This is a genomic window from Dyadobacter beijingensis DSM 21582, from assembly GCF_000382205.1.
In the GTDB taxonomy this organism is placed as follows: domain Bacteria; phylum Bacteroidota; class Bacteroidia; order Cytophagales; family Spirosomataceae; genus Dyadobacter; species Dyadobacter beijingensis.
The window spans coordinates 700070-718368 of record NZ_KB907789.1 but is presented as its reverse complement, the minus strand read 5'-3'; the positions used below and the strand labels follow the sequence as shown (position 1 = coordinate 718368).

The 18299-nt window shown below is 48.5% G+C and carries 18 protein-coding genes; 12 read left to right on the top strand and 6 right to left on the bottom strand.

What is annotated here, in order from left to right; genetic code table 11:
• Positions 1-11 precede the first annotated feature (11 nt).
• The 3 genes from purL to H144_RS34745 all read left to right on the top strand — a co-directional run bounded on the left by purL (position 12) and on the right by H144_RS34745 (position 4438).
• Positions 12-3677: a phosphoribosylformylglycinamidine synthase gene (gene purL, locus H144_RS0121565; RefSeq protein WP_019944190.1), complete on the top strand. Its 3666-nt coding sequence runs from the start codon at positions 12-14 to the stop codon at positions 3675-3677.
• A gap of 169 nt (positions 3678-3846) precedes the next feature.
• Complete coding sequence (locus H144_RS34750; RefSeq protein WP_211220703.1) at positions 3847-4122, top strand: BRO-N domain-containing protein; 276 nt, start codon at positions 3847-3849, stop codon at positions 4120-4122.
• On the top strand, positions 4073-4438 hold the full coding sequence (locus H144_RS34745; protein ID WP_019944188.1) for a hypothetical protein: 366 nt from the start codon (positions 4073-4075) through the stop codon (positions 4436-4438). Before H144_RS34750 ends, H144_RS34745 begins: the two co-directional genes overlap by 50 nt.
• Here the strand turns inward: H144_RS34745 and H144_RS0121550 are convergent.
• Positions 4432-5058 (bottom strand): TetR/AcrR family transcriptional regulator, encoded by a 627-nt coding sequence (locus H144_RS0121550; RefSeq protein WP_157505017.1) that lies wholly within the window; start codon positions 5056-5058, stop codon positions 4432-4434. The two genes, H144_RS34745 and H144_RS0121550, sit on opposite strands and share 7 nt — an antisense overlap.
• A 70-nt stretch (positions 5059-5128) precedes the next feature.
• On the opposite strand from H144_RS0121550, the gene H144_RS0121545 reads away from it, so the two are divergent.
• Entirely contained in the window at positions 5129-5608 is a 480-nt protein-coding gene (locus H144_RS0121545) for a DUF1772 domain-containing protein (RefSeq protein ID WP_019944186.1), read from the top strand.
• Positions 5608-6180 carry a cupin domain-containing protein gene (locus tag H144_RS0121540; RefSeq protein WP_019944185.1) on the top strand — a complete coding sequence of 191 codons (573 nt, stop codon included), beginning with the start codon at positions 5608-5610 and terminating at the stop codon, positions 6178-6180. The genes H144_RS0121545 and H144_RS0121540 overlap by 1 nt, the downstream gene beginning before the upstream one ends.
• Positions 6181-6189: 9 nt before the next feature.
• Here H144_RS0121540 and H144_RS0121535 read toward each other — a convergent pair whose 3' ends face one another.
• The 3 genes from H144_RS0121535 to H144_RS0121525 all read right to left on the bottom strand — a co-directional run bounded on the left by H144_RS0121535 (position 6190) and on the right by H144_RS0121525 (position 10528).
• Positions 6190-8004 (bottom strand): sialate O-acetylesterase, encoded by a 1815-nt coding sequence (locus tag H144_RS0121535; RefSeq protein ID WP_019944184.1) that lies wholly within the window; start codon positions 8002-8004, stop codon positions 6190-6192.
• Positions 8005-8033: 29 nt separating this feature from the next.
• A complete protein-coding gene (locus H144_RS0121530) occupies positions 8034-9476 on the bottom strand; it encodes an SGNH/GDSL hydrolase family protein (protein WP_019944183.1) in 1443 nt (480 codons plus the stop codon).
• Positions 9477-9748: 272 nt separating this feature from the next.
• Positions 9749-10528: a nucleotidyltransferase domain-containing protein gene (locus H144_RS0121525; RefSeq protein ID WP_019944182.1), complete on the bottom strand. Its 780-nt coding sequence runs from the start codon at positions 10526-10528 to the stop codon at positions 9749-9751.
• Positions 10529-10721: 193 nt separating this feature from the next.
• On the opposite strand from H144_RS0121525, the gene H144_RS33430 reads away from it, so the two are divergent.
• Positions 10722-11303: a Fic/DOC family protein gene (locus tag H144_RS33430; protein ID WP_019944181.1), complete on the top strand. Its 582-nt coding sequence runs from the start codon at positions 10722-10724 to the stop codon at positions 11301-11303.
• Between the two features lie 276 nt (positions 11304-11579).
• On the opposite strand, the gene H144_RS0121510 is transcribed toward H144_RS33430, so the two are convergent.
• Positions 11580-13070, bottom strand: a complete 1491-nt coding sequence (locus tag H144_RS0121510; RefSeq protein ID WP_084599994.1) for a reverse transcriptase domain-containing protein — start codon at positions 13068-13070, stop codon at positions 11580-11582.
• A gap of 630 nt (positions 13071-13700) precedes the next feature.
• On the opposite strand from H144_RS0121510, the gene H144_RS0121505 reads away from it, so the two are divergent.
• The gene (locus tag H144_RS0121505) at positions 13701-13865 is read left to right on the top strand and encodes a hypothetical protein (RefSeq protein ID WP_229207960.1); all 165 of its coding nucleotides are present in this window, start codon (positions 13701-13703) and stop codon (positions 13863-13865) included.
• Between the two features lie 134 nt (positions 13866-13999).
• Here the strand turns inward: H144_RS0121505 and H144_RS0121500 are convergent, their stop codons facing one another.
• Positions 14000-15352: an alpha-L-fucosidase gene (locus tag H144_RS0121500; RefSeq protein WP_019944177.1), complete on the bottom strand. Its 1353-nt coding sequence runs from the start codon at positions 15350-15352 to the stop codon at positions 14000-14002.
• A gap of 125 nt (positions 15353-15477) precedes the next feature.
• On the opposite strand from H144_RS0121500, the gene H144_RS0121495 reads away from it, so the two are divergent.
• From H144_RS0121495 to H144_RS0121475, 5 genes are all read left to right on the top strand, one after another.
• Complete coding sequence (locus H144_RS0121495) at positions 15478-16104, top strand: hypothetical protein (protein WP_019944176.1); 627 nt, start codon at positions 15478-15480, stop codon at positions 16102-16104.
• A gap of 22 nt (positions 16105-16126) precedes the next feature.
• Entirely contained in the window at positions 16127-16324 is a 198-nt protein-coding gene (locus tag H144_RS0121490; protein ID WP_019944175.1) for a hypothetical protein, read from the top strand.
• A 3-nt stretch (positions 16325-16327) separates the two neighbouring features.
• Positions 16328-16930, top strand: a complete 603-nt coding sequence (locus H144_RS0121485) for a 2'-5' RNA ligase family protein (RefSeq protein ID WP_157505015.1) — start codon at positions 16328-16330, stop codon at positions 16928-16930.
• Between the two features lie 84 nt (positions 16931-17014).
• On the top strand, positions 17015-17593 hold the full coding sequence (locus H144_RS0121480; protein WP_019944173.1) for a hypothetical protein: 579 nt from the start codon (positions 17015-17017) through the stop codon (positions 17591-17593).
• A 120-nt stretch (positions 17594-17713) separates the two neighbouring features.
• Entirely contained in the window at positions 17714-18295 is a 582-nt protein-coding gene (locus H144_RS0121475; RefSeq protein ID WP_019944172.1) for an RNA polymerase sigma factor, read from the top strand.
• Positions 18296-18299 lie beyond the last annotated feature (4 nt).

The window sequence follows — 18299 nt, the reverse complement described above, 5'->3', positions numbered from 1 at the left end:
AATTGGATATCATGATTTACTTCTTCACAGGCGGAGACGAAACCGTCTTTGCACTACAAACCGAGCGAACGCTCACTGCCTCCGATTCCTCTAAATTAAGCTGGCTTTTCGGCGGCGCAGAACTCCGGACGGAGACCGTTCTCACAGATTATTTCGTAGGGCCACGTGCAGCGATGATCACGCCGTGGAGCACCAATGCCGTCGAAATTACCCAGAATATGGGGCTCGAAGGTATTGTACGCATTGAGGAATTCAAGAAGGTAGGTGCCGATTTTACGGATTTCGATCCGATGCTTTCGCAGAAATACGGCGAGCTCAACCAGGACATTTACACCATCAATATCAAACCTGAACCCATTCAGGAAATTGCCGATATTGCCGCTTATAACAAACAGGAAGGACTTGCATTGAGCGACGAAGAGGTGGACTACCTCAACGGCCTCGCCGAGACGCTCGGTCGCAAGCTGACCGACTCCGAAGTATTCGGTTTCTCACAGGTCAACTCCGAGCATTGCCGCCACAAAATTTTCAATGGCGTGTTCGTGATCGACGGGCAGGAGCAACCTGTTTCCCTATTCAAACTGATCCGTAAAACTTCCGAAGCAAATCCGAACTCGATTGTTTCGGCATATAAAGACAACGTTGCATTTCTGAAAGGGCCTGTCGTACAGCAATTTGCACCGAAGCGCCCGGATGTGCCGGAGTATTACGAAATCAAGGATTTTGAATCCGTACTTTCATTAAAAGCGGAAACGCATAACTTCCCGACTACCGTAGAACCATTCAATGGTGCCGCTACGGGCTCGGGCGGGGAAATCCGCGACCGTCTCGCAGGCGGACAAGGCGCGATCCCGCTCGCGGGTACGGCCGTTTATATGACCGCGCTCTCACGGCTCGAAGACAATCGCCCGTGGGAAAAAGGTGTTGAAGAGCGTCAATGGCTGTACCAGACGCCAATGGACATTCTCATCAAGGCTTCCAATGGCGCTACCGATTTTGGTAACAAATTCGGCCAGCCGCTGATCGTCGGTTCCGTGCTGACGTTCGAGCATGAGGAAGAGGGTCGCAAGCTGGGTTACGACAAAGTGATCATGCAGGCCGGCGGTATCGGTTATGGTAAAGCCGAGCAAGCCAAAAAGCATACACCAGCTACCGGCGACAAAGTGGTGGTGATGGGTGGAGAAAACTACCGGATCGGCATGGGCGGCGCGGCCGTTTCTTCTGCCGATACGGGTGCATTTGGTTCAGGTATTGAATTGAATGCGATCCAGCGCTCGAACCCCGAAATGCAGAAACGCGTAGCCAACGCGGTGCGCGGGATGGTAGAAAGCGGCAACAATACGATCGTTTCCATCCACGACCACGGCGCAGGCGGGCATTTGAACTGCCTTTCCGAACTGGTAGAAGAAACAGGGGGTAAGATCGACCTCGACAAGTTGCCCGTAGGCGACCCGACCCTGTCTGCGAAGGAAATCATCGGCAATGAGTCTCAGGAAAGAATGGGCCTCGTAATCAGCCAGAACGATATCGACTTCCTCCAACGCATCGCCGACCGCGAACGCGCGCCGATGTACACGGTAGGAGAGGTCACCGGCGACCACCGGTTTACGTTCGAATCATCGACCACCGGTGCAAGGCCGATGGATCTCGCGATGGACGAAATGTTCGGCAGCTCGCCTAAAACTTACATGCGCGATAAAACCGTGGAGCGCACCTACGAGCCGGTCCAATATGATATGGAGAAACTGCACGAGTATTTGGAACAAATGCTGCAACTCGAAGCCGTTGCTTCCAAAGACTGGTTAACCAATAAAGTCGACCGTTGCGTAGGTGGCCACGTGGCGAAGCAGCAAACCGCCGGTCCGTTGCAATTACCATTGAACAATGTCGGCGTCATGGCCCTCGATTTCCAGGGCAAGGACGGTATCGCGACTTCCATCGGTCACGCACCGCTTTCGGCATTGATCGATCCTGCGGCAGGTAGCCGTAATGCAGTTGCAGAAGCACTTTCCAACATTGTTTGGGCGCCGTTGAAAGACGGTCTTGCAACCGTTTCGCTTTCGGCCAACTGGATGTGGGCTTGTAAAAACGAAGGCGAGGACGCGCGTTTGTACAAAGCAGTACAAGCCTGCTCCGATTTCGCGATCAGTCTTGGCATTAACATCCCGACAGGAAAAGACTCCCTGTCGATGAAGCAGAAATATAAGGACGGCGACGTGATCGCGCCTGGCACCGTTATCATTTCAGCCGGTGCGCATTGCGACGATATTACAGCCGTGGTAGAGCCTGTGCTGCGTAAATCGGGCGGTTCTATTTATTATATCAATCTCTCGGGCGACCGTTTCAAGCTGGGAGGCTCGTCATTTGCCCAAATTCTGAACAAAATCGGCGATGCAACGCCCGATATTCAGGATGCGTCGCAGTTCAAAGCGACGTTCAATGCAATTCAGCAACTGATCAAAGCGGGTAAAATACAGGCAGGCCATGACATTGGCAGCGGCGGTTTGATCACGACATTGCTCGAAATGTGTTTCGCAGATCGCGATCTCGGTGCTTCTATCGACCTTTCAGTACTGGGCGATCAGGATATTATCGAGAAGCTTTTTGCTGAAAACATTGGTTTGGTATTCCAGGCAGACGAATCGGCCGAAGCGGTATTGGCCGAAAATGGTGTCGCATTCCATAAAATCGGGACTGTAAACCTGGCTTCTACACTGACCGTGAAAGACGCAACAGGCAAGTGGGACTTCGATATCGATCACTTGCGCGATGTTTGGTTCAAGACTTCTTATTTGTTAGACCAAAAACAAACCGGCAACGGCCTCGCGAAAGAGCGTTTCGATAACTATAAACACCACGTGCTGCGCTACAAATTCCCGGCGCAGTTCGACGGCAAAAAGCCGGTCATCGACGCCTCGAAACCACGTCCGAAAGCGGCAGTACTTCGTGAAAAAGGCAGTAACTCCGAACGCGAGCTTGCCAATGCCATGTACCTCGCAGGTTTCGACGTGAAGGACGTTCACATGACCGATCTCATTTCAGGTCGCGAAACGCTGGAAGATATCCAGTTCATAGGAGCCGTAGGTGGTTTCTCTAACTCCGACGTTTTGGGCTCCGCCAAAGGCTGGGCAGGTGCATTCCTGTACAACGAAAAGGCCAAAATCGCGCTCGAAAATTTCTTCAAACGCGAGGATACGCTTTCCGTCGGGATCTGTAACGGTTGCCAGCTTTTCGTCGAGCTAGGCCTTATCAACCCGGATCACGAAGAGAAACCGAAAATGCTGCACAATGCTAGCCATAAGCATGAAAGCATTTTTACTTCGATGACTGTTCAGTCTAACAATTCAGTAATGCTGTCCTCGCTCGCGGGTAGCACGCTGGGCGTATGGGTATCGCACGGGGAAGGCCGTTTTCAATTGCCGTTGGCTGAGAACAAGTATAATATCGTTTCCAAATATGGCTACGAAACATATCCTGCCAACCCTAACGGTTCGGATTACAACACCGCCATTCTCTGCGACAACACCGGCCGCCATTTGGTAACCATGCCGCACATCGAGCGATCACTTTTCCAATGGCATTGGGCTAATTACCCTGAGGGCCGCAAGGATGAAGTTTCGCCGTGGATGGAAGCGTTTGTGAATGCGCGAAAATGGATTGAGGAGCGGAATAAGTAATATTTAGGGAGGAAAGGGAAGAAGGGGAGGATGGAGGATGTGCCTTCTGATAATTGGGCCCGTCGCGATGGTAATCATGACGGGCTTTTTGTTTGTTTACAGGTTTTTAGGCTTCTTAAAAACAAATATTTTACCCATATTGAAATTCAACTTTTAATCAACACATACTATGACAAAGCAGGACGCAATTCAGATTTTCGAAGACAGGAAAGTGAGAACGGTTTGGGATAATGAACAGGAAAAATGGTTTTTCTCTGTCATTGACGTTATTGAAGTACTGACCAATACGGATAGGCCCAGAAAGTATTGGAATGATCTAAAAGCTAAGCTAAAAAAAGAAGGCAGTCAACTGTCCGATTTTATCGGACAGTTGAAAATGCATCGTCCAGGAAGGAATGCAGTTTGCCGTCCTTACCGATATTGTCACAAAAACCTGGGCGGGTAAGACAACCAAAGAGTATAAAACATTCAAAGGTCTCAGAAAGGAAAATCTGCGCGATAACATGTCTAACACGGAGCTTATTCTAAATATGCTCGCAGAGGCATCTACCAAAGACATTTCACAAGCTGTAAATCCCGAAGGTTTTGAACAAAGCAAGAAAGTTGCCCGGCAAGGCGGCAATGTGGCGAAGGTCGCGCTGGATGAATTAGAGGCACAAACCGGTAAAAAGGTAGTTACTGCTCGAAATGCCAAAGCAATGCTGGATGATAGGCCCATCAAAATGCTCGAATCAGATGATCCCGGAGGTAATAATCATTGATTCAACTCCCCGACAAACCGATCAATATCCTCCACTCCCTTCTTCGTAGCATAAGGCCTGAACAAATGCGCCTTCATCCGCAGATAATGCGTCAACTGTCGCGCTAGATTTTGCCTTGACTCGGTGAGAACGGCCTCGGAAAGCCAGAAGCGGCTTTGCAGGCTGTTGCTGGAAATGATCAGAAGCTTATCATCTTCACAGTTGAATTTCAGGTATTTGTTCTCTTCCAAAAGCGCTATGTCGTGTGTCAGTCCGGACATGCGGTTCTGCATCACATTGCCCTGGTAGTTCGCGGCGATGCGGGTGTTCTGCTCCATTAAGTGTACCATGCTCAGCAACAGGCACTGGTATTTCAGACCGTTTTCAAAGAGTAGTTTGTTTTTGTGAAGAAAATCGTAGAGACTTTTTACCGGTAAGTCGTTGTGGATCTTGGAATTCGACTCCGTGTAGGCTTGACTGATGCTGAAAACGAGGTCGTCTTTCGTGGGGAAATAATAGGTAAGGTTACCGATGCGCATGCCGAGGTCGGCGGCGAGTTCGCGCATGCCTACGTACTCGATACCTTTGAGGTTGAAGAGCTCCAACGCCCGTTTACTAATTTTCTCTTGTGTTGCGTTCACGATAATTTGGTCAATGTCCTAAACGGTTGTAATTTTAGGTCGTTGTCCAAAAATATAACATTATGATCTTATGACGAAATCAATTCCAAACATCTTGCACATTCTCGCGTCGATCGCGTTCATTACGATCATCGGTGCCGCATTTTACGAACATGCTGCCGTGGTACCCGCGTGGAGCGCTGCGCCCCCTCGTTCGCTTTCCATGTTTCAGGGCGAGTATGGTCTCCAAGCCGCCAACTTTTGGAAACCGGTACATCCCGTGGCCGTTCTGCTGCTCGCAGCCGCATTGATCGCCAACTGGCGGCAGCCGGGTCGCAAGCAGCTCCTGATCGCTTCTGGCGGATATGTGCTGATACTGGTCATCACCGCCGCCTATTTCGTGCCCGAGCTCATCGCGATCACGACCTCGGCGTATTCGCCTGCCGTGAGCGACGACCTGACGAGCCGTGCCAAAACCTGGGAAACGCTAAGCCTTGTACGTCTAGGCAGCTTGTTGATACTGGCAATTGTACTTTTATATGGTTTGAGCGTAAAAACGGAACAGAAATAATGGAAACGACAACCAACAAAAACGTATATCCCGTCACGATCGACAATGGCCACGGCGAGCGCCTGACGTTCCTCGGTCGCGAGCTGCGCGATGGTATCGAGTACATTCAAGTTGAAAACGAGGTGAGCCCGGGCGCAGGCCCGCCCATGCACGTGCATCACCAGCAGTACGAAAGCCTGCATATCCTTGAAGGCAAAATGGGCATCGAAGTCCATGGCGAGCAGCCTTACTTCGTCCACAAAGGCGAATCTGCTACCTTCGAGCCGGGCATTGCGCACCGTTTCTGGAACGCGGGCGACTCGACGCTGCATTGCAAAGGCGAAATCTGGCCGCCGCATAACATCGAATACTTCCTCGAGGAAATTTACCGCTCCTCGCGAGAGCACGGGGACGGGCGCCCGGGCACATTCGACGCCGCGTACCTGTTGCGCAAATACCGTACCGAGTTCGATATGCTGGGTATTCCGGCTTTTGTGAAGAAGGTGATTTTTCCGGTGATTTTGCTTTTGGGAAAAATACAGGGAAAAGGAAAGCGGTTTCGAAATGCGCCGGAGGCGCAGCCGGCGCGCTGATTGGGGATGTTACTTGCTGATATGCACCAATTTCCTGATCGTGTAGCTCTCGTTGACCTTCAATCTGCAATACAAAACCTCGGTTACATTGTCGGGCAGCTCTTTGACTTCGTATCGCCATTTTCCTTTTGCATGAGGGTTTTCGACAACTGTTTTCAGTACGGTGCCTTGGCTGTTAACAATATCCAATCGTACGTGGCTGTTTTCCTCGGGAACATCAAATGCGATCGTAAAACTTGTCGCGTAGGGGTTAGGGTAGGCATTGAGCTCAAAGCCGGGTAGTTCGGTTTGACTTTCTTCGATAGGAGCACCTTCCCGTTGGCTACTGAATTGGCCGATACTGATCGACGGCGACACATGCCAGTTGCCGATCGCATCTTTCATGTAGCATCTCATGCCGAACCAACTTTGATCGGTGGTGTACACGCTCGACGTGCCGCCTGCGACGCCCTGGTTGTTGATGTGGGTTGAATTCCAGTGGTACTGAACGCCACCGGAAGGAGCGGTGAGCGTTCGCCAGTCGTTGTTCTTCGAATAGGTGAGGAGCGGAACGTAGCTGGCTGCGACGGGATTGGTAAGCGGGCCGATCGTCGCGGCCCATTTGTTAGCGAGCCAGGTCAAACCTTTTATCGCGCCAAGGCCTTCGAAGAAATGGGTATCGTCATTTGTTCTGTCGTCGTCGCCTCCGTCGTTGGCAGTGGTAGTTCCCGCACTTCCAACTACATAGTCGGTATCAGCGCCGCTAAGAATCGTTGAACCGGCAGGCGTGTTTCCCTGCCCCGTCCTGATTGTTGAATTGATTGGACCGAACTTGCTGATACTCGCTTTACAAATGTACCAGGTTAGGTTGGGTGCCGCGAAATCGGACCGGGACTTGGCGATGACCGCTTGCAATTTTGCCTGATAATCAGCTGCACTACTTGCTTTATAAATCGCATCAACATTAAGATCTGCATCGGTTTCCCCCTGATGCCAGAGCACAGCCCGTACACCATATAGCGCCCCATAGTAATTCAATGCAGTTTTTAGTGCCGTGTAGGGCTGGCCGTAGTAGTCCTTCGGAACGACAGAACCTCCCTGATAGCCCAGGCAAACTTGAGCGCCTGTGGATGGATGCTTTGCTTCGACACCATCGCTACCCTGTTTCCATTCAGTTATGGTTGATCCACCCGTTGCCGCGTTGAAGAATGCCACCGGCATGCCTCCATTGGCGTCGGAAATGAGCTTGCCGAGAACAGCGTAAGCCCATATTGTATTTCCAGTAGGCCCTAACCTGCTGTGCCGTTTGAAATCATCCGAGGTATTCAACGGAAACATATGGGTGAATGACTCAGGTAGTTTTTTAGTGCAAGTTTTGTCTTCGGAGGTTCCCACAACCCATTCTGGTATACCCGTGCTGGGAGGTAATTTATAAGATAGGTTGTCAACTCCTTGGGCATTAGACTGGCCTGCGATGATAAACACGTCGCCAACCCCAAACTTATTGGAAGTGTACACAACGTCATTCAAAAGGATTTCACATAAGTACCAGCCTTTGTTTATCACAGGCAGCACATAAAACATGCCGTTAGGCGCCAGACTCAGATTCGTGGCCGGGCCAGGCGCTCCGGGAATGCCCGTTGGGCCCACCGGCCGAAACCGGTAGCTGAGGACGCCATTAAGGTTGCTGTAATTCAGTTGTCCAGCGACCGTGACAGTAGCAGTGTTGAGCGTGTTGCGTTGGATTACGCTATTGTTAACAGGGTAAGATAATATTACTGTCTGTGCATTACAGGCATAGGAAATGAAGGCGGAAAAGAGTACCCACACAATGTATACTTTCATTTGCGAGAAGTTAATATTGGATGATAATGCTATTTTTCGAATCCTGTGGTCCTGACGAACTCGGCAAGGTTGATTAACGGAATCTTTGCACCGTAATGCTTATTAATAGCCTTGATTACCTCGTTGGCGATAATAGCCTGTCCGAACGGAGTAGGGTAGATCCCATCGGACGAAAAGAAGTTGCCATAGGCCGAGCCGTCCACCAAAATACCGTCGTCTGTCCTATAACTTCCCTGGTGAATGCGCTGATAGAGGTCAAAGAGGTCAACGACGGCAAGGTCTTTTTCTGCGGCATATTCTCTTATTTTGCCATTGTAATGCTTCTGTGGGTCAGACATAAACTCTTCGTCTTCATCTATTACCTCGAAATCCTGGAAGTTGACCCGAAATTCCCCGCCTCGGCTAAAATTCTCGAAAAGGTGATGCACTTTGGCTGAGGGGATCATGAAAAATGGACGTGAAGCATCGACGATTTGATCAGCCTTTCCATTGCGATCGAAACTGATGTAAAGTCCCCATCCCCTTTGGACCAGTTCGTGGCGGGAGTACCAGTTCATGTAGGGCAGATCCTGATAATGTGGAATTGTGAAGATGATGCCCTTTTGGCCCTCTTTTAAAACCTTATTTATCGCGTGATCAGTTATTCTGCCGGTAAGTAAAATTGAGCCGTTGAACGCCTGGTTGAAAATCCCGATTTGTGGCGTCATGCGAATTCCACTCATCCACCGATCAAAAAATTCATCAATAATTGCGAAATTATAGGGTACGTCTGCTTTGATTTTAATAAATGCCTCGGATGGGTAAGGAGGTACGTACCGTTTGAAACGCGAGAGGCCGAGCTTAATTAATTCGCAATTTTCGCATGCATAACCGCGATCGAGCCAGTCCGCTGCGCCGCCTGGAAATGCATAATTAGAAATCTTCCCCATATACTCCGGCATCGTCGGCGGATCGCCCGGCACGGCAGAAATCGTATTATTCACCACCCGGTCCCACTGCGGGTGCCCGGTTTCCGTATTACGATATACGTAATAGCCGGTGCCATTATAATGCTCCTTATCAAAAAGCGGCATTTCAAAATTTTTGATACCCATTTGATGCGCCAGCAAATTGGTATAGTTCGTTTGCTGACTTTCCCGGGTAATGCCGCCATTCATCACGCCGGCGGTCATGCCGCCTCCGAATGCAACCATCTCCATCGTTTGGCCAGGTTTGAGGATGCGCCCGAAATCGGCCAGTGTAGTCGGTGCCGATAGCCATTCTTCTATTTTGAGTGTCGGCTGCCGGTCAATATTGTCATGGATCATTTCCGGGTGTTGCCCCATGGGGTGGATGCACATAAATGGGCCGTTCGTCCGTGCGGAGTCTTCGGCCGTCGCGACCACAAAAGGTCCGCCGGGAACGGGATCAGGCCAACTGTTTCCTGGCTGATCGCATGCGGTTAGAACGAAAAGCAACAACATCTTTTTCATAGCTCGTTTGTTTTAGGTAAAACATTATAAATGAAACTGAACGAGGGTCCCGGAAGAGTGCACAGCAACGCCAGGCTGCTGCTGACAAAGGCCAGCGAGCCAGAGTTGAATGGTAAAAGTCCTGGAAGAAGTAGTTGAGTTATGACGGGTAGAATTAATGACCGTCAAGCGTGATGCAATAGAAGCGCATTTGATTTTTAAAAGCAAGAAAATTGTAACCGGATGAATAAACGGTTAGGGAATTATCAAACGGAAGAAATGGTTGGGGTAGTTCAGATTTTTACGCCCCACACCTCCGTCAGTGTTTCACGGAAAAGTGCGTTCAATGGAGCGGTATCCGCTGCCACTAATGGCGGAAGTCCTTTTGCATACTCCTTTAAAAAGGCGATTCTTTCCGTTAGGAAATCATGCAGGAGGGGAATGCGAGGTTCTTCGCTCAATTCCTCGCCGGCAGATTTGCGGATGAGCAAACTGTCGATCTCGCTGCGCAGGCTGGCGTCGGTTACCTGGCTGTCGAGCAACTTGACAAATTCCGTCGGCGCCATCGTGTCCGTCACGCGTATCCAGTCGCATGCCAGAACCGGCCGTAGCGCATAGAAATACTTTTTCATCGGCACCATATCCTTCAGGAGGTAATTCTCGTAGTTCTGCACAGCCATGCTGAGGTAGTGGTGTAAGCAGGAGCGCGGACTAAAATATTGTTTTTTTAGCTCCCGAAGCTTCTCCGTAGCTGTAAAATTTTCCTGGTAAACGATCGGGCTATCAAGCCATTCTAGCATGGATGGGTTCGACTTCCTGAAAAGTCGCAAAGCTTTCCGCAGCTCCCAGCCAGCGAGGTCGATGTCGTTGGGCAGTATCTCTTCATGGTTATCTTTCTTGTCGTCGATCTGCAAATACCACTCGGGCCGGTGCACGTAAATATACCGCACATCCCAATCGCTATTCACTGAAGCAAACCCCCAAGCCCGGCTCCCGCTCTCGACGGCGTAGAGGATTTGGATGTTGTGCTGGGTTTCGAGTCGGGAGAGTTCTTGCTGGATTTCGGTGGTCATGATTCAAAAAGGAGTATTTGGACTGGCAATATAGCTTCTTTTGTCATTTCCGTATTGATCTATCCAGTAGCCCGAGGGGCGTTCGAATGGGAAGGTATTTCATCGCAAGGGCGAGCAACAAGCGAAACAAATTTACAAACGTTTGAAAAATCCTTTTGTTAGGTAAATTGAGGATGATTTTAACGGCTAATAAATGAGTGACGGAACCGACTATACTCCCTCCATTGACGAAAACCTGCTGAATTTAACAGACAAGGACCTTTTGAATCTATACGAAGCAAGCGGTGTTGCCAAATGTGAGATCACGATTCAGGAATTGGATGAAAATGCGGACCTTGATATCAGCCTCATCCTGGAAATCCATCGAACGGCTTTTGGGGAGTTGTATAGTTGGGCGGGTAAATGGCCTACTATTGACGTTCAGGTTGGAAAGCTCTCTCCACCTCATCCTTCACAGGTTCCGGCGCTGATGTATCAGTATGCCGACGATGTCAATTATAAGTTAAAGAGGGTAGAAAAGAAAGACGAAGTAGCTGAACTATTGGCCTTTTTGCATCACCGGTTTGTCTGGATTCATCCATTTAACAACGGCAATGGTCGTACGGCGCGATTGCTTTTGAACGCAGCTGCCATGCTCAAAGGCTTCGAGCCGATACAATTATATCACAGAGAAGGAGAGGCGCGAGCGAAATATATTGAAGCGTTGCGCAAGGGCGATGAAGGCGATACAAGCGCATTGACTGCCCTAATTCTTCACGAACTCACGCCCTTTTAACTCGGCCTCTCGCAACAGCGCGATAACGATAGCTTGTACCTGAGGCTCGGGCACGTGCTGGTTTTCCAATGCCATGCTCCCGCTTACGGCATTCGTGACCATTGACGTGACGTAGGATTTATGGCGTAGTTTGGCGTATTTTTCGAATAGTTTCATAGGTCAAATATACTCAATTTATACAAGTAAGGTAGTCTAATGGTTGCAAACACATACGTAAAAAATAGTCATCTGTTCTGGTCATGCACTAACTTAGAAGTACGATACTCCACGAACCTGTTAGTTGCCTTTTGACTTCGGAGCTTTTGGTAATCCGTATCGTTTTTCATGCCTTTCAATTTCATTTGCCACTATTTTCCAGTGATTTCGTACCTGTCTATTAATGGATTTTGTATGGGCATCTCCCATCATGTGACCAGCATTTTTTACGTATGATATATAATTTCCCCAAAATACCCTTCCATCTATTTTCTTTCTTTTAGCACCTAAATGAGTCTTTCTTCTAAATATCCCTGCTCTAAATATCCAGTCATCCTCTTTGATGTTTGCAAGCTTATTTTTTTCTAGCTGCACTTTTGCATAGAATGCTCTGCGACGAATCGCTCGTTTGAGACCGCGGTAATATTTCGAGATACTGCTATTTCTAATTCTAATGCGATTTCTATCAAACTCAAAACCAAGATAGCCAATGGATTTGCTTACAGTTTGCCCTTGCGAATTGGTAGCGTTTATAGTCCAACTGTCTGTCGATGAGCTACGGGTAAGATTAGCTATGATAGTCTTGTTATCCTGTATTTTTAAGTTTAACTGCCTTTCAATAATGTCTTTAACTGTTTTTATGACATTCTCAACTTGATCTGTTGGACAAATAAGTAAAATGTCGTCAGAATAGCGACGATATAGGCCTTCAAAGGGTGAGAGGATTTTAAGGATTTCGATATCCGATTGTAGAAAATATAAATTGGATAGGACTGCACTTATTGGAGTTCCCTGAGGAATTCCTTTCTTGTTATCTTTTGATCCATATTTTCGTAGTAATTTGTTCGAGTATACTATTGACCTAAATTGTTGAAAAGAGTCAAATAGAGATGCCCTTTTTGATTTACTGACTAAATTTAAACTTCGCTTATCAAAATTAGGTAGTAACGGGATGAGCTCTTCTAAATCAATGTAATATGGCCTAGTAATCGCTTTAAAAACCTGATAATCTTCTTTCGGAAGCAGAATCTGGTTAAGTAACCGGCTCCAAGCTGATTTTAGGACAGAGTGATCAAGGTTATCAAAGAAACTCGCGATATCAAGACACACCACAGAAACGTTATGCTTCTTGTGATTCGAAATAAACTCAAAAACCTCTCTTGCAAAGTCGATTGTGCATTTATTACGACGAGCGTTGGACTGAATTGCACGATAGCCAATTACTGAGTTGCTGAGATTTATGTCCGATTCATAAATTTCTTGTAATTGTTTATTTATTTTGTCCGCGTAAAAGGCGAAAATCTGTGCATCCAAATGGTTTGCGTAGTAAATCGGCCTAATTTTTACTTTGTAAGCCCTTCCAATTTTACCACTTTCTAGTCTTTTAGAGCCATCACGCTTGTAACGATGATTAACTATTTTATAATGAAGTAATGGTGAAAAGCGATGAGTTGCAACATTTTTACTGTCATTGACATAGGTTGTAACATAGTGTTTGGTCCTATTTTTTGATTTGCAACCAAGTCTTGGTGAAATATGAATATAGGGTCTTAAGCGTAGCCAATCTTTCATAATTCATTTGCTAGAATAAAAGTGTTGGTTGGTTAAAAGCGACGCTATCCTTTATTCATTATCTGAATGCAGCCAGTTCGTGTCGTAACGCCCTTGCGGGCACGTCTTTTGGAACATGAACTTCGTTACACATATGAACACCCAGATCAGCCTGAGTACCATGATAACCGTTTCACTTTATTTCTTAACGGGCGCTCCAACGTGGAACCCGAATGATATAAGTACCACCTATCACATTAGATAGGGTATCTTCAACCTAAGGTGAAGTAACTCAAACACTGTACTGCGGACTTAACCAACCAACGTCGCAAATTACGAAGTAGTTTATGTAACTTAACAACTAAAACCACAAGAATCTTAGGTTTTACCCCAAATTTGCTTTCTTCAATAAAACTCCGAATATTCGCATTCCCTATAAATCGTAAGCATATGAAAAATCTTAGAAGAGTTGCCCTGTTATGGTGTGGGTGTGGCGAAAGTCCCCCGGACGCCCTTACGAGCGTTAGGACACCTTAGACAGGGCTTTTTTAAATCCCTTAAATCGTAAGTTTCATGAACAAACAAACACATCTCGAATCCCCGGATTCGACCACGCTCGCCTATGGAGAGCACGTGAAGGACCTCCTAACCATGAACGCCCCAACAGAATGGGTCGAAGACCTCTGGACGATATACACCGGCTTTATGGTCGCCCAAGGCGAACTCGGCCATAACCCAAGGGCCAGCGACCTCTTCTGTACCTTCCGCGAGCTTGTCTTTTTCTTCCAAAAGCTCGAAGAGCGGAAGGCGGCGTAGAACCAACGAATAACTAGTAATGCCTCCCGGCACATTTGTACTCACTCACGTTCCTTTATTTTCCTTTTTGTCCAAACAAAAAAATGGAGACCGCCTAAGCAGTCCCCATTCCAAAGCATTAGCAGCGCAAAGCCCTATTGCGCCCCGTCAATCCCCGATTTCGAAGTCTTTTTCTCCTCGGCAGCTTTAAACTTCGCATTCGAAATCTTCAAAACCACCGCATTAGGCCACGTCCGGTTTGTATAGAACCGCTGCCCATTCACCGCGCTCACAGCGAGCCCCAAAGGGGTGGGAGCAGAGCGGATCGAAGCATCAAAATTGTTCACATATTCCACCAGCTCGCTCCCATAACCCAGCACTTCCACCTTCGTAGCAGCAGTTCCTTCGATCATCGGGAAGAGGAATTCGCGGCGTTGGCCGTATTTCCATTCGTCGTCGCGCTTTTTGGTGATAAAGGCGTAAATGGCTTTTTCGTCGTTGGATTGTGTGAACCAGATGTCTTTGTCGCGGATGATGGGTAGTGGTTTGACGGCGTATATGGATTCTCCGTTCGCGAAGTTCCAGAGGGCGATTTCGCGGAGGAGCGCTTCCTGTTCGATCTGGATTTCGCCGTTCGGTTTCGGGCCGACGTTCAGCAGGAAGTTGCCTCCCTTGGCGCGGATCTCGATGAGCATGTTGATGATCTCGGTGCCCGATTTGTGGGGGTCGTTGGTCGGTTTGTATTGCCAGTCGGTGCCCATCGTGTAGCAGGCTTCCCACGGGCGCGGCGAGGCTTTGTCGGGGATGTTTTGCTCGGGCGTGTTCATGGCGTCGCGCGTGATCACGAGCTCGGGTTGCAGGCTCCACGCGTACTCGCGCAGGCCATCGCCGGGACCATCGAAGAACATAATGTCGATCTTTCCGTAATTGGTGAGCAATTCCTTGATCTGCGCCTTGTCGTATTCCATCAGTTTGGGGTTGTTCACCGGGAACTGGCGCTTATCCTGCAACCGGCCGAGCGGGATGTTGTTCTGGTGGAAAAACAGGAAATCTTCCGGCGAAAAATACAGCCCGATGGCAATGCCCTGCTTTCGGAATGCGTCGATGATCTCCTTCGTCACGTCCCGTTTGAAAGGTGTATTCATCACATTGAAAGTCGTCGTTTTGGTATCGAACATGCAGAAACCGGCGTGGTGCTTGGTTGTGAAAACGACATATTTCATCCCGGCAAGCCGCGCCATCGTGGCCCATTCGTCGGGATCGAACTTTTTGGGGTTGAAGAACGTCGGCAGCTCCTTCATATACCGGTTCACATAATCGTCCGAAGCACCGGCCAGCGAATGGCTGATCACGGTCCCGAGCGACACATCCACATTCCAGTGAATGAACATCCCGAAACCCAGGTCCTGGAACCATTTGACGCGTTCGGGTTTGTTGGCGGTTTGCTGGGCGTGGGTGGCGGTGGCGAGACCGAGGAGTAGTAGGAGTGATAAGAGTCTGGTGCGCATTGTTTGAAAAGGTCTTTTTGGAAAGACTGGATTTGGCGCTTGCGATACTCTGTTTTGGGCGTGTTTTTGAAAATAGTTTCAGGCCCATTGGCTATATTAGGGTTTTCGAAAACACTTCATCATGCATGAAAATCTTCAAATTGACATGGCTGTTTATCTTTGCGACCGTGACAGTTGCGCCAGCGCAGAGCGGTGAAATTTACCGGCTTACATTCAGCGATCCCACTAACTTTGACATTATGAATAGTCTGTCGCACAAACAGCCGAAGACCATCCTCATTTCGAACACGACGAACAGCTGGGATTACACTGTTTTCTGGAATGGGTTTGTAGGTGGCGAAACGCAGGACCAGATCGACACAGAAACGAAGACAAGTCGCCATGAATCCTATGATCCGGAATACCTTTTTCGTGATCCGCAAATGTTGAAAGCCATTAGTACTACCGAGCGCAAATCGCTTCGAAAACGAACTTTGAAGCCTACGACAGCCAAGAAAATAGCCTTAAAAGGGACCAATTACCGCACGATAGCCTCAATCAAACATGTAGAGGGCTTTTGTGTGTCCACCACCGAACCTATTTTCACTTCTGATGGACGCTATGCGTTTATTGATGTCGCAATCTATTTTGGTGGCCATTACCAAATCGACGGCGCGTGGTACGGGGACTTTGGCTCGGTCACGATCGTATACGCAAAGCAACCGAACGGTAAATGGAAGAAGTTTAAGAAGTTTGATCATCTGATTTTGTAGATCAATCTTGATACATAAGCTTATGACAAGAAGAATTGCCATGGTTAAACGCGTCGTTGACATGAAAACGCATTGCCAGCCAAGCGACGACCTGGAATATTGGCTTAGTAAAACGCCACAGGAAAGATTGGCAGCAGTTACCTTTCTGGTCAATCAAATGCTAAAACCTGGCGAACGAATGGACAAAACTGTGTTTATTCGTAGAAAATTAAAAGAATAAGTCATGTCTGGCATTTGCTCATACTCCCTGGCGATCATGCCCCCGCCATCCATCGCCGAAGACGTCCGCGGCTTCAAGCTAGACTACCGCAACGCCATCAGCAAATCCTACGGCAGCGCTAATGCCGACGGCCACATCTCGCTGGACGGCTTCGATGCGGCAGAGGCGGATTACCCACTGATCCTCGCCGAATACACGCGCCTTGTGTCCCCATTAACACCGTTTGAACTAAACTTCTCCGGCTTCGCCGATTTCGACCGGGCCAATTTCTCCGCATTCTACATTAAACCCACAGAAGCATCATGCGACGCTATTCGGGAGCGCACGCAGGCGATCATGAAGGGTTTCGACAAGAAGTTCAAGAAGCAATACATGCAGAAATGGGCCGACGAGTCGAAGAACCCGCACATGTCCATCGGGCGCAGGCTCACGCGCGAGTGGATTGCATTGGCGTACTCTATTTTTACGGAATATGAGGCTGGTTTTCTGTGCGAGTCGTTCGCGATCCGGAAGTATAATGAGAAGCGTCGGCAGTATGAGGTGATCGACACGATTCCTTTGCTGGGACCGAATGCGTCGGGTGGTCAGATTAGCTTATTTCCTTAATTGTAACCTATTCGGTCAGATTGATCAATCGGCAAGTGGGTAATTCCGTACATGATATACGTAAGGTTAAATGTGTAAATCCATATGCTCCAACACTACACCCTCAACGAATTCTACGCCGATCGCCTGTCACACCGCCTTGCCCTGGCGAAAAAATGGTGGGACAGGATACTCTTTTTCGCATTTGCCGCCGTGTTTATAGCCGCCTGGGTCGGGTTGTTTTTCAGAAAAGAGCAAACCGGTGCATTGATGGACCAATATGGCGGATTGTTTACCCAATGGATATTCGAAGAACCCTATTCCCAGCAGCGTATGATCGGTATTTTCGGGTTGGTATTCCTGACGAATGTGGCTCCGGTACTCGTGTTTTTCGTGCGGAAGAACTGGATTTTTCCGAAGGCATCCATGAATTTGCGCGGGTATGCCACCGTTCAATCCAAAAAGGAGATAAAGCTGCCGCGAAGCCGGGGCGCCACTAAAACCCCGAAAACATTTTATGTGTATGTAAGCCATCCGGTAAGCGGGAAAATAGTGCCGGTGGAAATTCACGAAGGTTGGTATAACACACTCAATACCGGAAGTCAGGTCCCTGTATTTTACCATCCCGGCACCGATAATGTCTTGTACCTGGTTAATAATCAGCATTCGATTATTTCAAACTGATCATCTTCTGACCATTCCTGACTAAATTTTGACAAATTCCCGGGAACGTTGTCAGGTGAACCACAGGATTCCTCGTCTATGCCAGTTAATAAAACACTGCGTATTTAAACTTTTGGGGATTTGGACTGGACCACCGACGACGGCGCGCTTTGGCTCGCTTACCGAAATGGCGATAACGAGGCGCTGGGCGTGATCGTCGAGCGGTATTATGGCGCTTTGCGGCGGTACGGGATGAAGTTCCTTGTCGATGAAAGTATTGTCGAGGACTGCATTCAGGACCTGTTTCTCGACCTCTGGCAGAACCGTGAGCGGATCAGTCAGACACCCTCGGTCAAATTTTACCTTTTCAAAGCCATCCGGCACAGCATTCTCGGGCATATGCGTTACCAGCAGCGGTTCGCGAACGAGGAGTCGCTGGATTGGGACACATCTTTACCTGAAAATTTCAATGCGGAATCGCTGCTGATCGAGCAGGAGACGCTGAACGGCCTCGTGGCGCAGATGCACGCGCACATGGAGGCGTTGCCCAAGCGTGAGCGCGAGGCGCTATACCTGCGCTACTACGAGAATATGAGCGTGGCGGATATTTCCGGTCTGATGGGCGTCAACCGGCAGTCGGTTTCCAATTTTTTGCAAAAAGGCCTTACCCGCATCCGCGCGAGGTGGTTTGTGACTATGGTATTAAACCTATTCTTTTTTTAAATTT

Excerpts from the sequence above, each read along its gene's own strand:
- purL (WP_019944190.1), top strand. The coding sequence starts at position 12 with ATGATTTACTTCTTCACAGGCGGAGACGAAACCGTCTTTGCACTACAA.
- H144_RS34750 (WP_211220703.1), top strand. The coding sequence starts at position 3,847 with ATGACAAAGCAGGACGCAATTCAGATTTTCGAAGACAGGAAAGTGAGA.
- H144_RS34745 (WP_019944188.1), top strand. The coding sequence starts at position 4,073 with ATGCAGTTTGCCGTCCTTACCGATATTGTCACAAAAACCTGGGCGGGT.
- H144_RS0121545 (WP_019944186.1), top strand. The coding sequence starts at position 5,129 with ATGACGAAATCAATTCCAAACATCTTGCACATTCTCGCGTCGATCGCG.
- H144_RS0121540 (WP_019944185.1), top strand. The coding sequence starts at position 5,608 with ATGGAAACGACAACCAACAAAAACGTATATCCCGTCACGATCGACAAT.
- H144_RS0121535 (WP_019944184.1), bottom strand. The coding sequence starts at position 8,004 with ATGAAAGTATACATTGTGTGGGTACTCTTTTCCGCCTTCATTTCCTAT.
- H144_RS0121530 (WP_019944183.1), bottom strand. The coding sequence starts at position 9,476 with ATGAAAAAGATGTTGTTGCTTTTCGTTCTAACCGCATGCGATCAGCCA.
- H144_RS0121525 (WP_019944182.1), bottom strand. The coding sequence starts at position 10,528 with ATGACCACCGAAATCCAGCAAGAACTCTCCCGACTCGAAACCCAGCAC.
- H144_RS33430 (WP_019944181.1), top strand. The coding sequence starts at position 10,722 with ATGAGTGACGGAACCGACTATACTCCCTCCATTGACGAAAACCTGCTG.
- H144_RS0121510 (WP_084599994.1), bottom strand. The coding sequence starts at position 13,070 with ATGAAAGATTGGCTACGCTTAAGACCCTATATTCATATTTCACCAAGA.
- H144_RS0121505 (WP_229207960.1), top strand. The coding sequence starts at position 13,701 with ATGAACGCCCCAACAGAATGGGTCGAAGACCTCTGGACGATATACACC.
- H144_RS0121500 (WP_019944177.1), bottom strand. The coding sequence starts at position 15,352 with ATGCGCACCAGACTCTTATCACTCCTACTACTCCTCGGTCTCGCCACC.
- H144_RS0121495 (WP_019944176.1), top strand. The coding sequence starts at position 15,478 with ATGAAAATCTTCAAATTGACATGGCTGTTTATCTTTGCGACCGTGACA.
- H144_RS0121490 (WP_019944175.1), top strand. The coding sequence starts at position 16,127 with ATGACAAGAAGAATTGCCATGGTTAAACGCGTCGTTGACATGAAAACG.
- H144_RS0121485 (WP_157505015.1), top strand. The coding sequence starts at position 16,328 with ATGTCTGGCATTTGCTCATACTCCCTGGCGATCATGCCCCCGCCATCC.
- H144_RS0121480 (WP_019944173.1), top strand. The coding sequence starts at position 17,015 with ATGCTCCAACACTACACCCTCAACGAATTCTACGCCGATCGCCTGTCA.